Below are 13,310 nucleotides of genomic sequence, written 5' to 3'. Positions count from 1 at the left end.
GCAACGCCGTGGGCCGGCCGTGCGATATCACCGGTCGGCCCACGATCGCGTCGGCGGCCTCGGCGAGGGCGCCGCTAGGCCCGCGGATTCCCGTTGTCCGCCGTGCCGCGGTCGCGGCGCTCCACGTATTCCTGCTGGAACAGGTCCAGCATCGAGATGCCCATCGCGTCGCAGACCGCCCACATGTTGTCCAATCCCATGGACTGTTCCCCGCGTTCGATGCGGCCCATGTAGGAACGGTCGAGGCCGGCGTCCAATGCCAGCTGCTCCTGACTGAGGTGACGCGTCTTCCGCAGCGCGACGACCGCGCGTCCGAATGCGCGACGACGTTCGATTCCCTTGTCCCCGGTGATGTCTGTCGAAGTCATAGGGGCTATCGTCCGCGCCGCCATCAGGCGAGTCCACGGCTTATAGTCCGCATTTTCGACTAGGTTGGTAGCCGATGGTCCGGCCATGACATGGCTGGAAATGGATTGACGGGGAGGTAGGGGGCTATGATGGCTTCCAATCGGTAACGTCATGCATGTGAGGAATGGTGCATATTGGATATCTTGGCTGAGCTTGCATACATCGGGCATAACACGGCCGCCGTCAATCATCTGTTGTCCAACATCGACGATGACACGCTCACCGAGGTGTACGGGCATCTGAACACGCCCGAATCCTCGTTCTATCGCAATGTCGCCGGCGTCGAGATGATGCGTAGGGGGCTTCCCATCGATGACGACGCCGATGAGTTCTTCATTCATCGGCGAGACGACGGCGAGCTGTGACGCGATGGGCTCCTCCGATGTATCCGGAGGAGCCCATCGTCATGATTCGCTGCCATGCCTCCCGTGGGGCTGATTCGCCATGGACGGCACGTGTCATGGCCGTGTCGCGCTGTGGTCGGGATGTCGGGAATACGAGAGATATGAAAAAACCCTTCGCACATGCGAAGGGTTTGATATGGTGCGCCAGACAGGATTCGAACCTGCAACCTTCTGATCCGTAGTCAGATGCTCTAATCCATTGGGCTACTGGCGCATGTCGTCCATTCGGACAACTCATTTAATATAACGCTCGATATTGAGATATGCAAGACTCGGCGTGTCGCCTCGGGTGGATGCGGTACGCCGCCGGCGTGATTCGCGAGGTCAGGCAACTGCAGGTTGGTAGAATTGTGTGGTTTTTCGTGCAACGGAAGGAAACATGGTGTCCTCAACAACCGTCAACCGGGTATGGAGGCGGATTCGGCGTGTCGCCGCCTCTGATACCATATCGGGCCTGGTCATGCTCGGCTTCGCGTTCGCCGGGCTGCTGCTTGCCAACATACCGGCGAGCGCGCACATGTTCGGGATGGTGGCGGAGACGCATGTGGGCGTTCCCGCCACGAACATAGAACTGCCGATAGGGCATTGGGCCCAGGACGGATTGCTCACCATATTCTTCCTGGTGGTGGGATTGGACCTCAAACAGGAGCTGACCACCGGCTCGCTGGCCAATCCCAGGGCCGCGGCCGTGCCCATGGCATGTGCGGTCGGCGGCATGGCCGTGCCCCCGCTGATTTTCCTCGCCGTCTCCACATTGTTCTCGCGGTTCGGTCCCGGCGGATCGGGCATGGAGACCGTGGCCACGGGCGCGACGCTTCCCGGCGCGGAGATCTCCCAGGGATGGGCCGTGCCGATGGCCACGGATATCGCGTTCTCCCTGGCCGTGCTGGCGCTGTTCGCCAAGGGCCTGCCGGGGGCCATCCGCGCGTTTCTCATGACGCTCGCCACCGTGGACGATCTGCTGGCCGTGATCGTCATCGCCGTGTGCTTCTCCTCGCTCAATGCATGGTACTGGTTCCTTGGCATTGTGCTGTGCGCCTTTGCGTGGGCGCTGCTGGTCAGGCGACGGCGGGTGCCATGGATCGCCGTCGGCGTCGTCGGTGTGCTGGCATGGGTGATGATGTTCGAGGCGGGGGTGCATCCCACGCTTGCCGGCGTGCTGGTGGGTCTGCTGACCCCGGCCCGCGAGATGCACGGCGAGGCGACGCCCCGTGCCGAACGCTATCGGGACAAACTGCAGCCGTTCTCGGCGCTGTTGGCCTTGCCGCTGTTCGCCCTGTTCGCCACGGGCGTGCGGTTCGAGGCGCTGAGCCCCCGCATGCTGCTGTCCCCGGTGGTGCTTGGCATAGCCTGTGCGCTGGTGGTCGGCAAACCCGTCGGCATCATGCTGACCGCATGGGTGTCCACGCATGTGGCGGGACTGCGATTGGCGAAGGGACTGAGGGTGCGCGATCTGTTCCCTGCGGCATGTGCATGCGGCATCGGTTTCACCGTGTCGTTCCTCATCGCATCGCTGGCCTATGCGGATTCCGAGCTCTCCGGCGAGGCGCGGTTCGGCGTGCTGGTCGGTTCATTGGTGTCGGCGGCGATTTCCGGCGTGCTGCTGAGCCGACAGGCGAAACGGTATCGTGCCGCTGCGGCGTCTGCTGCGGCGTCTGCTGCGGTCGGCGGCGTGGATTCCATGGCGGATGCTGCAGCCGACGTCGTGGAGCACATGAACGAGGACGGCACGGTGAGTGTGGATGCCGCCGAGCTGAGCCCGTATGCGGTGGAACGGTATCGCAGCCGACGCGACGGGCGGTGAATGTCCGCTGAACAGGTGGAGAACTGCCCGGCCGTCGGCGGTGTCGCCGCGGCGGCGCCAATCAACTCCTGATACTCTGGCATGAGTCGTGAAGGAGCTGATGCCGATGGCGAAGATGGTCAGGACCGGGGAATCATCCGGCAAGAGCGGCAAAAAGAAGAGCAAGTCCCGTACCGTGGACGCCGCCAAGAAGAAGGACAGGCACACCAAGCGCAAGAATCTCGAGACGCTTGCATCGCAGGACGACTCGGACGCCGTGATGGACGAGGAGCAGATCGCGCGTCTGCAGGATTCCCCTCTGGGCGACACCTACTATCGCGGCCCCGTGGTGATGCGCGGCTCCATGATCCCGAAGGACACCACCAGCGGCAATCTGCTGCGCAGGGACGACCGCACGGATTGGCTGCATATGGACCCATGGCGCGTGCTGCGCATCCAGGCCGAATTCGTCGACGGATTCGGGGCGCTCGCCGAAGTGGGTCCTGCGGTGACGGTCTTCGGCTCGGCGCGTACCCAGCGCAGCGATCCGTCGTACAAGGCCGCACGCCGCATGGGCCGGCTGCTGGCCGAACGCGGCATCGCCACCATCACCGGAGGCGGGCCGGGCGTCATGGAGGCGGCGAACCGCGGTGCGTCGCTCGCCGGCGGCAAATCCATCGGCCTCGGCATCGAGCTGCCTCATGAGCAGGGGCTGAACAGCTATGTGAATCTGGGCATGACGTTCCGCTACTTCTTCGTGCGCAAGACGATGTTCGTCAAATACTCGTCGGGCGTCATCGTATGCCCGGGAGGATTCGGCACCCTCGACGAGATGTTCGAGGTGCTGACGCTGGTGCAGACGCACAAGGTGACGACCATGCCCATCGTGCTGTTCGACAAGCAGTACTGGCAGGGTCTGTTCGATTGGATCCAGGGGACGTTGCAGGAGCGCGGCATGATCTCGTCGATCGATCCCGGACTGATTACGCTGACCGACGACCCGGACGAGGCCGTGGAATACGCCACTCATTTCATCGACCGCTGACGGCATCCCGCCGATCGAAACGGCCCGTGGTCCGCGGCGGCATATACTGCCGTCGTGGACCACGGGCCGTCGTCTGAGCGTACTGTGTGTCTGAGCGTACTGTGTGAGCGTGTATCGTACCTGTTCAGGCCTGATCCGTCACCTTGACGCTGAGCATCAGGCCGGTGCCCGTCGGAATGATCGTCGAGTCGAAGCGCTCGTCGCCCGCGGCGTCGTCGATGAGCTGACGCATGCGTGTCGCCTTGGCGCAGCGATCGGCGGAATTGAGCAGTCCTCCGCGCGAATCGGCGTTGTCCAGAGCCAGCACGTCGCACAGCACCAATACGCCGCCATCGCGAAGCAGCCGGTGTGCCCTGTCGAAGACGTCCTCGTAGTTCTGCTCGTCTCCGGTCACGATGACCAGGTCATAGTCGCCGGCGTTGAGACGGGGAAGGAACACGTCGAGCTTGGCATTGACCACGCGCAGTTTGATATGGGCGTCGGACGGCAGCCGATTGAACGTCCTGCGAATGAGCGCCGTTCCCTGCGCCGAGGAATCGACGGCGGTGAGCTGGCGCGGGACGTCCGGCCGCATGGCGTTGAGGGCCTCGATGATGTGCACGCATTCCGTTACTGCGGCGGTGCCGAGCACGATCACCGAACGTGCCTCGATCTGTCGTGCCTCGAATGCCAGGAAGCACGCCTGTGCGGCCGACCCCTGGGCGAATCCCGCCTCCTCGGCTTCGAACCGCAGCCGTCGCAGTGAATCCGTCTCGTTGCCGAGCGCAAGGTTCTCGATGAATTCCCATCCCTTGGCGGTGTTCGTGAAATCTTTTCTGTTCATCGGTGCTTCTCTACCATGTCCTTCTATGCGCATGTCCTTCTGCGCGCGTCGTTCCGTTGATTCAGGCTACTGCAGCCGCGCCTTCGCCGCATCGACCTTCTGAATGGTCTGCCACAGTTCCTCGCCGACGTCGATGCCCTTCGGGCAATGCATCGAACAGGCTCGCACGGACTGGCACGCCGCCGATCCGTCCGGGCCCATCAGCGCGGCGAGCCGCGCCTGGGATGCGGCGTCACGCGAATCATTGAGGAACCGCGACGACATGATCATGGCCGCCGGGCCGACGAACGCCTCACCGCCCGCATACACGGGGCAGCTGCCCTCGCACACGCCGCAGGCGATGCAGTTGCTCAGCAGCTCGTATCGCGCCAGCTCGTCGGGATGCTGCAGGTACTCGAACACGTTGACCTTGCCTTCGGCCGTGGTCTTCAGCTCGTTCTTCGCCTCGAGATAGGGCTTCAGCTTGCGGATCTGGTCCAGCATCGGGTCGATGTCGGCGATGAGGTCGCGGCGGGTGGGGAAGCCGGGCAGCGCCGCCAACTCGATGACCAGTGGCGTGTCCGGATCGAGCGCGTCAAGGTCGATGGCGTGCTCGGAAGAGTCCAGCGGCTCCCCGGTGGGACGGAAGCCATCCTCGTTGGCGTATTCGGGGGAGTCCGGGCGGGCCCAATCGCGTACCTTCGCCGTGCACAGCAGGGTCGGCGTGCCATTGATGGACACGGCGTCCGAACCGCACATGCCATGGCCGCACGAGTAGCGGAACGCAAGGGAGGGATCCTGCTCGCGCTTGACGGCCAGCAGACAGTCGAGAACCGAGTCGTCGGCGTGCGCGCGAACGATGTAGTCCTGTGACCAGCGCTTGCCGCGAACACGGTTCGAACGGGCCTCGGAACCGTCGCCGCCGAACGGGGACTTCGAGCCGAACGGGCTGCCGCCGCGTCGACGGCCCGGCCGCTCCGGTTTCGGGGTGAAGCGTGCGACTCGCAGGGTCACCGAGAGCATGCGTTCTGTCGCGGCAATGGTCATTTCGTTGGTTCTCCTCAATACAGTTGTTTTCCGTCACCACAGTTTAGCGTCGTCCCGGCGATGGCGGGCCGGGACGACGCAATCATCAATGAGTGTTCACGAGCGCGGCCCATGGGGAGGGGCGCACCGCCGCAGGCATGCTAGTAGGCACGTGCCTTCGGCGGATAGTCGGTGATGGTGACCGGCTGCCACAGGACCTCGTGGTTCTCTGCGACCATGGAATGCGCGAGGAAATGCTCGTCGTCGCGTGAGGGGCAGTCGGTGCGGAACAGCGCGCCGCGGGACTCATGGCGTGCGTCGGCGGCCGCGAGCATGGCCTGTGCGACGGTGAGCAGATGCCGTGCCTCCATGATGGCGGTGACCTCCTGGTTGAACGCCGCGGTGTCGCTGTGCGCCGTCAGTCGTTCGGCTCGCGGCAGCAGGTCGCGCTCGATGGCGTCGCGGGCCGCTGCGAGCGTGTCGTGGCTGCATCGCACCGCAGCGGCCTGTTCCATCAGCGCCCCGAGATCCGCCATCAGACGATAGGCGTTGTCCTCGTCGGCATCGGCATCGTCCCGCCCGGCGTCGCCCGCATCCTGCGTCGCGCCGGCCAGCAGCGTCTTGATGACGTGTTCGCGACGTGCCGCAGCCTCGTCGACCGTCTGGTATGCGGCCTCGTCGACGTCCTGGGCCTCGGCGATGCGGGCGGCCAGGCTCCGGCCGGTTCGTGTGCCGAACAGACAGGCGTCCAGCAGGGAGTTGGCGCCGAGGCGGTTGGCGCCATGAACGCTTACGCAGGAGCATTCTCCGGCGGCGAACAGGCCCTCCACGCCATGACGGACGCCGTCGGACCATTCATACACATTGCCGTCGGCGCCGATGGGGATGCCTCCCATCGTGTAGTGCGCCGTCGGCTTGATGGGGACCAGGTCCTCCGCGGGATCGAGGCCGGCGTACTGGCGGACGGTCTCGTACACTTCGGGCAGCTTCGACCTCAGCGTATCGCGGCCCAGCGCCCGCAGATCAAGCCACACGCAATCCCTGGGGCCGTCCGGGTCCTTCGGGTCGGCGACGCCCCGGCCGGCGTCGACCTCGGCCATAATCGAGCGGGACACCACGTCGCGGGCGGCGAGATCGCCATGGCCGGGAGCGTACCGGTCCATGAAATGCTCTCCGTCGGCGTTGAGCAGACGACCTCCCTCGCCTCGCGCCGCCTCGGACAGCAGAATGCCGGTATGCGCCAGACCGGTGGGATGGAACTGCACGAATTCGATGTCCTCCAGCTGCAGGCCGGCTTCAAGGGCCAGCGCCATGCCGTCACCCGTGAGGTCCCATGAATTCGACGTGGTGTGGAACAGTCTGCCGGCTCCGCCCGTCGCCAGCACGACATTGTCGGCATGGACGCCATGCACCTTGCCGGAGTGGGTGTCGAGCACCACAAGACCCAGTACCTTGGCGGCGCCGGATTCCCCGCGGGAGACGACGAGGTCGCTGACATACCATTCCTCGGCGAACTGCACACCCTCCTTCACGCACTGCTGCCACAGCGAATGCAGGATCTGGTGACCGATGCGATCGGCGGCATAGGCGGTGCGATGCACCGGCTGCTCGCCGAACCTCGCCGTATGGCCTCCGAACAGACGCTGGGCGATCGTGCCGTCCTCATTGCGGGAGAACGCCACGCCGTCATGCTCCAGTCCGATGACGGTGCGGGGCGCCTCCTCGGCGAGGATCGCGGCCATGTCCTGGTCCACCAGCCAGTCGCCGCCCTTGATGGTGTCGTACAGGTGCCAATGCCAGTCATCATGTTCGATGTTGCCCAGGCTCGCGGCGATGCCGCCCTCCGCCGAACCGGTGTGCGAACGCAGCGGCTGGAGCTTGGAGACGACGAGGATGTCCGGCTCCCTGCCTTCCGCCCGTATGGCCTCGTAGGACTCGGATCGGAGCAATCCCAATGCGGCGGACAACCCCGCCGCGCCTGCTCCGACGATTACCGCATCATAGTGTGTTTCCAACTGCTTCGGACTCATACCCATGATTGTCGCACAAGGCCGGGCCGTAACGGTCATAATGGGGTTCATGGAGACGTTTTCGCAGAAAGTGTATGCCGTGGTACGCCGCATTCCCCGGGGTTCGGTCGCCACGTACGGTCAGGTGGCGGCGCTCGCCGGCGCCCCGCGCAACGCGCGGTTCGTCGGGTTCGCTCTGCATGCCAATCCCGAGCCCGGCGTGATCCCATGTCATCGCGTGGTGTTCCGTGACGGCTCGCTTGCCCCCGGCTTCGCGTTCGGCGGGCCGGAGCGCCAGCGGGCCCTGCTCGAGGAGGAGGGGGTGGCGTTCGTGCCTCCCGTGGATGGCGCGAACGCCGGCGCGGACGGCTGGCGCGTGGACATGGACCGCTGCCGCTGGCGGGCCTGATGCGCTAGGCCGTTCCGCGCACCGTCCGGGATGCGACGAGCCGGATGCCGTCGCCCCCGGTCATGTCGATGATCCGGGCGGCCTCCAGGGCCGCCAGTGTGATCTGCACCGTGGCGGCGCTGCAGCGCCATGAGGGATGCCGGCGTCTGAGATAGTCGAGTATCGTGTCGGGTGTCGCGGCGACGTGCCGGCGTCTGCAGCTGCGGATGGCCGTGACCACGGCCCGCTGCTGTCGGTTCAGTGTCTCGCCCGTCTCGGCCGCGTCCTCGGTCTCCTCGCCACGGGGTATCGGCGGCGTTTCCGCCGCGGTACCGGATCGGATGCGCGGGTCATGGCCTGCGTGGCAGATGTCGCCTATGTCGGTCGCCGAGACGAGCAGCGTGGCCTTGCCGTCATGGACGAGCCGGTTGCAACCGGTGTTGTACGGTTCGTCGATGTCGCCGGGCGCCGCGTACACGTCGCGGCTCATCTCGGCCGCCCATGTGGCGGTGTTGAGTGCTCCGGAGCGGTGCCGTGCCTGGGCGATGACGATGGTTCCCGCCATCGCGGCTATGATGCGGTTGCGCAGCAGGAATCTGCGGGCCTCGGGTATGGTGCCCGGCGGCATCTCGCTGACGAGCGCGCCGCCATGTTCGATGATGGCGTCGAACAACGGCATGTTGCGGGCGGGGCCGCGATGGTCGAGGCCGCCGGCGAACACCGCCACCGTGCGTCCGGCATGGTCGGGATCGTCGCCGGCGACCCGCTCGTCCTGGGCCGCGATCGCGCCCCAGTGGGCCGCCGCGTCCGCCCCCATGGCGCCGCCGGAGACCACCAGATGGCCATGGCGCGCCGCCTCGAGTCCCACGTTCCGCGCCACATATCGGCCATAGTCGGTCACCTCGCGAGATCCGACCACGGCCACGGGTGCATCACAGCTCGTCAGCGCCGACGGGTCGCCCATGCCCCACAGGCACAACGGAGGAGCCCAGTCCGAACGGATGGCGAGGTCGTTGACCTGCTTGGGCCAGTGCGGCGACGACGGCGATATGAGCCACTGGTCGCCGCCGGCGGTGAGCTGTTCGGCGAGTCTGCCGAACGATTCCACTCGCATGTGGGAGAGCCGTTGCCGCCAACGGGCCACGGCGGTGTGGAAGTTCTTCATGGCCTGCAGGTCCGCCCTGCGGCCCCAGCGGGTGAGCCCGGTGGCGAATATGCGGTCGAGCTGCGAATCAACCGCCGATGTCGCCGGGGCTCCGCAGGCTTCCGCTGTCTGCGGGACCCCGCCGTCGTCGATCATCCATGCGGGGCATGCGGCGTATTCGGTTCGTGCTATCAGCGTCAACAGCAGCCGTGGACTCGCCGCTCCCTTGAGGGCGGCGAACATCAGGGCATCCGGTCCGTCGCCGCAGAAGGTCAGCACCGCCATCGCCAGGGTGTCGGCGTCCAACGGCATGGTCGAGGCATCGGTCATGGTCTCCCCCTTCTTGTCTCATTGCAGTCTCGTGCGCATGGATATGCCGCATGCCACGTCCTCGGGCCCCGGTGATGTGCGCCCGGACACGTCCGCGAGGGTCCATGCCAGACGCAGGGCCCGGTCGGCGCCGCGCAGGCTCAGGCGTTGGTCCTCCACGGCGGCTGCGACCGGGGCCATGGCCTTGCGCGACGTGTTGGCGCGCAGCCATTCGCCGCTGGCCTTGGCGTTGCAGGGCCATCCATGCATGCGATACCGTTCGGCGGCGGCCTGGCGTGCCGCCATCACACGCAGACGGATGTCGTGGCTGGATTCGCCCGGACGGTTCCCCTCCGATGTGAGATTCGATATCGGCGGCACCGTCACCTGGATGTCGATGCGGTCAAGGATCGGTCCGGACAGCCGGTTCCAATACCGGGTGCGCTCCTTGACGCTGCATACGCAGCGCTCGCCGTTGCCCCAGCCGAAGCCGCACGGGCATGGGTTGGCGGCCATGACGAGCTGAAATCTCGCCGGGTAATGAGCCGTCCCCTTGGCCCGCGATATGGAGACGAAGCCGGTCTCCAACGGTTCGCGTATGGTCTGCAGAACGCGGGGCTGGAACTCGGGCGCCTCGTCCATGAACAGAACCCCGTCATGTGCGCGGGATATGGCGCCGGGGCTGGCGATGCCGGCTCCTCCTCCCACCAGGGACGCGACGCTTGCCGTGTGGTGGGGCGCCTCATACGGGGGGACGTCGCATATGCCATAGGACGGCAGCGTTCCGCAGATGGAACGTATGGACGCCACTTCGAGCTGCTGGCGTTCGTTCAGCGGCGGCATGATCCCTGGGAGCCGGGAGGCCAGCATGGTCTTGCCCGCGCCCGGAGGCCCGACCATGATCATGTGATGTCCGCCTGCGGCCGCCACCTCCAGCGCCCACTTGATGTGATCCTGCCCGATGACCTGCCGCATGTCGGGGACCTCCCTCTCGTGCAGTCCGTCCTCGATGGACGTGGGAGGGGAGAGGGTGCCGGCGTCATCGGGTATGCGGTACTTCGCGCGGCCGCCCAGATGCTCGATGAGCTCGCCGACGTGACGGATGGGCACGACCGTGATGTCGGTCACGAGCCGGGCCTCTTCGAGGTTGCCCTGCGGGATGAACGCCCGGCGGATTCCACAGGCCCGCGCGTGCAGCAGTATCGGCAGCAGCCCGTTGATCGGCAGCACGCAGCCGTCAAGCCGCAGCTCTCCCATCACCAGCGTATGCTCCAGAACGTCATGGGGTATGGCACCTCCGGCGCACAGCACGCTCGCCGCGATGGCGAGGTCGTGGCTTGCGCCGCTTTTCGGCAGCGAGGCAGGGGAGAGGTTCACCGTCACTCGTGTCTGGGGCCAGGCGAACCCGGTGGAGGAGCAGGCGGACTTGACCCGTTCGCGTGCCTCGGAAAGCGAGGTGTCGGGCAGCCCGATGATGGAGAAGTACGGCAGGCCGGGCGAGACGTACGCCTGCATGGTGATGGTGAAGGCCTTCAGCCCGACAAGCCCCACGGAGGTCACGGATCCGATGGCCATCAGAACGCTCCCGGGATGTGCCGGATCTGCGGGGCCCTGCGCCCGGCGAGCACACTGAGGGCGAGCACATCGAACCGCATGCCCATGTGCGGCACATCGCGGCCGTGCTCCTGCAGCCATTGCAGGCCGGCCCGTCGCAGCGCCATGCGCTTGTGCGCGTCGACGGCGTCCTGCGGGGCGCCGAAATGCGCGCTGCGTCGGGTTTTCACCTCGACGAAGGCGAGCTGTCCCACACGGTCGATGGCGATGATGTCGAGTTCGCCATACCGGGAGCCCCAGTTGCGGTCGATGATGGTCCAGCCCCGGTTCTGCAGCCATATGGCCGCGTAGTCCTCGCCGATGCGGCCGAGCTGGCGTGGGGTGAGCCCCGGGCGGTGCAGCTGCATGGTGAGTTGGATGAGATGCTGCGGTGCCTGCACCGGCATGGCCGTTCCGGCGTTCCGCGATTCCTGCAAGGATGGTGATGTTTGGTTCATGGTTCGAGTCCATCACAATCGGCGTCGGAGGGGCGTGGTTTCCGGCGCATGTGGAAAACCGTGCCACCCCCGGCCGCCGCATGTGGACGGTCGGCCCGTCCGTCCGGGGCCATGTGGACGATCCGGACCCGCGTCCACATGCAGAGGCGTGCGGACGGCCATCGGCGTGTCATGGAAAAACCTCGGGAAAACCGGCGGCGTCTCGGCGTCGGCAAACCATTGCGGAACATGCGACTGGGAAAAGGCTATAACCAACCCTGATAGCCAAAAGCCCGTTTTGGCTTGAAAACAGGGGCTTCGAGCGGATATTGTCACAGTCATCAACCAAAAACAAACCAAACACGAACTTGAAGGAGCTCACCACAATGGCTGAGAAGAACAAGAACTACCGCTTCGAAACACTGCAGCTGCACGTCGGTCAGGAGCAGGCCGATCCGGCGACCGACTCGCGCGCCGTCCCGATCTACGCCACCACCTCCTACGTCTTCCATGACTTCGACCACGCCGAGGCCCGCTTCGGACTGGCCGACCCGGGCAACATCTACGGCCGTCTGACCAACTCCACCCAGGGCGTGTTCGAGGACCGCATCGCCGCCCTCGAAGGCGGCACCGCCGGCATCGCGGTCGCCTCCGGCGCCGCGGCCGTCGAGTACGCCGTGCGCAACATCACCCAGTCCGGCGACCACATCGTCTCCTCCAAGAACATCTACGGCGGCACCTTCAACCTGCTCAAGCACACCCTGCCGCGCGACGGCATCACCACCACCTTCGTCGACCCGGAGGTCCCGCAGAACTTCGAGGACGCCATCCAGGAGAACACCAAGCTCGTCTACTTCGAGACCTTCGGCAACCCGAACGCCGACCTGCCCGACTTCGAGGCCATCTCCGAGATCGCCCACAAGCACCATCTGCCGGTCGTCGTGGACAACACCTTCGCCACCCCGTACCTGTTCCGTCCGCTGGAGCACGGCGCCGACGTGGTCGTCGAGTCCGCCACCAAGTTCATCGGCGGCCACGGCACCACGCTGGGCGGCGTCGTCGTCGAGGGCGGCAAGTTCAACTGGGCCGAGGTGCCGGGCAAGTTCCCGACCCTCACCGAGCCCGACCCGTCCTACCATGGCCTGAACTTCTACGAGGCCCTGGGCGGAGCCGCCTTCGTGACCCGCATCCGCGCCATCCTGCTGCGCGACACCGGCGCCACGCTCTCCCCGTTCGCCGCCTTCCTGCTCCTGCAGGGCACCGAGACGCTGTCGCTGCGTGTCGAGCGCCACGTCCAGAACGCCCTGAAGGTCGTCGAGTACCTGCAGACCGTGCCCGAGGTCGAGTCCGTCTCCCACCCGAGCATCCCGGGCCGCCGCGACCACGAGCTGTACAAGAAGTACTTCCCGAACGGCGCCGGCTCCATCTTCACCTTCGACATCAAGGGCGGCAAGGACGCGGCACGCGTGTTCATCAACAACCTGCACCTGTTCAGCCTGCTCGCCAACGTGGCCGACGTGAAGTCCCTCGTCATCCACCCGGCCTCCACCACGCACTCCCAGGAGACGCTGGAGGAGCTCGAGGACCAGGGCATCCACCAGGGCACCATCCGCCTGTCCATCGGCACCGAGAACATCGAGGACATCCTCGACGACCTCAAGGGCGGCTTCGAGGCCCTGCGCGAGTCCGGTCTCGCCAAGTAGCCCGAAAGGACGATGGGGGAACCTTACTCCCGGCTGAAAATGCACGGGGCTCGGCGTTGTTGGGGGATGGCGTCGGGCCCCTGTCACCGCGTCTTCGTCCGAAGACGTGCACATCTCCCTGCAGAGTCCGCTTCACGGGACGTTTCCATGGAAGCGGGTACACACGGAACGAGGCTGCTGGTGCCGCACGGCATCCGCAGCCTCGTTCCATATTCCATATGTGTTCACGTGCATTGCGTCATATATATGGGCTTATATG

12 protein-coding genes and 1 tRNA gene are annotated in these 13,310 nt (G+C 65.7%); 5 read left to right on the top strand and 8 right to left on the bottom strand.

Annotated features, from left to right (window positions below; all coding sequences use genetic code 11):
• Positions 1 to 74: 74 nt before the first annotated feature.
• Positions 75 to 368, bottom strand: coding sequence for a helix-turn-helix domain-containing protein (locus GFD18_RS01955; protein ID WP_163199697.1), 294 nt, complete (start codon positions 366 to 368; stop codon positions 75 to 77).
• A 183-nt stretch (positions 369 to 551) separates the two neighbouring features.
• Here GFD18_RS01955 and GFD18_RS01950 point away from each other — a divergent pair, with 183 nt between their 5' ends.
• Positions 552 to 773: a hypothetical protein gene (locus GFD18_RS01950; RefSeq protein ID WP_163199698.1), complete on the top strand. Its 222-nt coding sequence runs from the start codon at positions 552 to 554 to the stop codon at positions 771 to 773.
• A 176-nt stretch (positions 774 to 949) separates the two neighbouring features.
• On the opposite strand, the gene GFD18_RS01945 is transcribed toward GFD18_RS01950, so the two are convergent.
• Positions 950 to 1,026: transfer RNA gene (locus tag GFD18_RS01945), tRNA-Arg, on the bottom strand.
• Positions 1,027 to 1,191: 165 nt separating this feature from the next.
• Between GFD18_RS01945 and GFD18_RS01940 the strand changes: the two genes are divergently transcribed.
• Together GFD18_RS01940 and GFD18_RS01935 are read left to right on the top strand one after the other, a co-directional pair.
• Positions 1,192 to 2,616 carry a Na+/H+ antiporter NhaA gene (locus tag GFD18_RS01940; RefSeq protein ID WP_163199699.1) on the top strand — a complete coding sequence of 475 codons (1,425 nt, stop codon included), beginning with the start codon at positions 1,192 to 1,194 and terminating at the stop codon, positions 2,614 to 2,616.
• A 259-nt stretch (positions 2,617 to 2,875) separates the two neighbouring features.
• Complete coding sequence (locus GFD18_RS01935; RefSeq protein WP_225432866.1) at positions 2,876 to 3,640, top strand: LOG family protein; 765 nt, start codon at positions 2,876 to 2,878, stop codon at positions 3,638 to 3,640.
• A 124-nt stretch (positions 3,641 to 3,764) separates the two neighbouring features.
• Here the strand turns inward: GFD18_RS01935 and GFD18_RS01930 are convergent, their stop codons facing one another.
• From GFD18_RS01930 to GFD18_RS01920, 3 genes are all read right to left on the bottom strand, one after another.
• The gene (locus tag GFD18_RS01930; protein ID WP_163199700.1) at positions 3,765 to 4,463 is read right to left on the bottom strand and encodes an O-methyltransferase; all 699 of its coding nucleotides are present in this window, start codon (positions 4,461 to 4,463) and stop codon (positions 3,765 to 3,767) included.
• A gap of 66 nt (positions 4,464 to 4,529) precedes the next feature.
• The gene (locus GFD18_RS01925; protein ID WP_225432861.1) at positions 4,530 to 5,489 is read right to left on the bottom strand and encodes a succinate dehydrogenase/fumarate reductase iron-sulfur subunit; all 960 of its coding nucleotides are present in this window, start codon (positions 5,487 to 5,489) and stop codon (positions 4,530 to 4,532) included.
• A 140-nt stretch (positions 5,490 to 5,629) separates the two neighbouring features.
• Positions 5,630 to 7,498 carry an FAD-binding protein gene (locus tag GFD18_RS01920; RefSeq protein ID WP_163199701.1) on the bottom strand — a complete coding sequence of 623 codons (1,869 nt, stop codon included), beginning with the start codon at positions 7,496 to 7,498 and terminating at the stop codon, positions 5,630 to 5,632.
• Between the two features lie 49 nt (positions 7,499 to 7,547).
• Between GFD18_RS01920 and GFD18_RS01915 the strand changes: the two genes are divergently transcribed.
• On the top strand, positions 7,548 to 7,886 hold the full coding sequence (locus GFD18_RS01915) for an MGMT family protein (protein WP_404801597.1): 339 nt from the start codon (positions 7,548 to 7,550) through the stop codon (positions 7,884 to 7,886).
• A gap of 4 nt (positions 7,887 to 7,890) precedes the next feature.
• Here the strand turns inward: GFD18_RS01915 and GFD18_RS01910 are convergent, their stop codons facing one another.
• From GFD18_RS01910 to GFD18_RS01900, 3 genes are read right to left on the bottom strand one after another with little or no spacing between them, the layout of a single operon-like run.
• Positions 7,891 to 9,339, bottom strand: coding sequence for a DNA-processing protein DprA (locus GFD18_RS01910; RefSeq protein ID WP_163199703.1), 1,449 nt, complete (start codon positions 9,337 to 9,339; stop codon positions 7,891 to 7,893).
• 18 nt (positions 9,340 to 9,357) lie between these two features.
• Positions 9,358 to 10,893, bottom strand: a complete 1,536-nt coding sequence (locus tag GFD18_RS01905) for a YifB family Mg chelatase-like AAA ATPase (RefSeq protein ID WP_163199704.1) — start codon at positions 10,891 to 10,893, stop codon at positions 9,358 to 9,360.
• A complete protein-coding gene (locus GFD18_RS01900) occupies positions 10,893 to 11,369 on the bottom strand; it encodes a YraN family protein (protein WP_225432860.1) in 477 nt (158 codons plus the stop codon). Before GFD18_RS01900 ends, GFD18_RS01905 begins: the two co-directional genes overlap by 1 nt.
• A 365-nt stretch (positions 11,370 to 11,734) precedes the next feature.
• On the opposite strand from GFD18_RS01900, the gene GFD18_RS01895 reads away from it, so the two are divergent.
• Positions 11,735 to 13,051 carry an O-acetylhomoserine aminocarboxypropyltransferase/cysteine synthase family protein gene (locus GFD18_RS01895; RefSeq protein ID WP_163199705.1) on the top strand — a complete coding sequence of 439 codons (1,317 nt, stop codon included), beginning with the start codon at positions 11,735 to 11,737 and terminating at the stop codon, positions 13,049 to 13,051.
• The last annotated feature ends 259 nt before the right edge of the window (positions 13,052 to 13,310 follow it).

It is taken from the genome of Bifidobacterium saimiriisciurei (genome assembly GCF_010667655.1).
Taxonomy (GTDB): Bacteria; Actinomycetota; Actinomycetes; order Actinomycetales; family Bifidobacteriaceae; genus Galliscardovia; species Galliscardovia saimiriisciurei.
The sequence above is the reverse complement of the archived record's forward strand: the minus strand, read 5'-3'. Positions and strand labels throughout refer to the sequence as shown.

Bases quoted from the DNA above. Each gene is read 5' to 3' on its own strand.
- GFD18_RS01955 (WP_163199697.1), bottom strand. From the start codon at position 368: ATGACTTCGACAGACATCACCGGGGACAAGGGAATCGAACGTCGTCGC.
- GFD18_RS01940 (WP_163199699.1), top strand. From the start codon at position 1,192: ATGGTGTCCTCAACAACCGTCAACCGGGTATGGAGGCGGATTCGGCGT.
- GFD18_RS01935 (WP_225432866.1), top strand. From the start codon at position 2,876: ATGGACGAGGAGCAGATCGCGCGTCTGCAGGATTCCCCTCTGGGCGAC.
- GFD18_RS01930 (WP_163199700.1), bottom strand. From the start codon at position 4,463: ATGAACAGAAAAGATTTCACGAACACCGCCAAGGGATGGGAATTCATC.
- GFD18_RS01925 (WP_225432861.1), bottom strand. From the start codon at position 5,489: ATGACCATTGCCGCGACAGAACGCATGCTCTCGGTGACCCTGCGAGTC.
- GFD18_RS01920 (WP_163199701.1), bottom strand. From the start codon at position 7,498: ATGAGTCCGAAGCAGTTGGAAACACACTATGATGCGGTAATCGTCGGA.
- GFD18_RS01915 (WP_404801597.1), top strand. From the start codon at position 7,548: ATGGAGACGTTTTCGCAGAAAGTGTATGCCGTGGTACGCCGCATTCCC.
- GFD18_RS01910 (WP_163199703.1), bottom strand. From the start codon at position 9,339: ATGACCGATGCCTCGACCATGCCGTTGGACGCCGACACCCTGGCGATG.
- GFD18_RS01905 (WP_163199704.1), bottom strand. From the start codon at position 10,893: ATGGCCATCGGATCCGTGACCTCCGTGGGGCTTGTCGGGCTGAAGGCC.
- GFD18_RS01900 (WP_225432860.1), bottom strand. From the start codon at position 11,369: ATGAACCAAACATCACCATCCTTGCAGGAATCGCGGAACGCCGGAACG.
- GFD18_RS01895 (WP_163199705.1), top strand. From the start codon at position 11,735: ATGGCTGAGAAGAACAAGAACTACCGCTTCGAAACACTGCAGCTGCAC.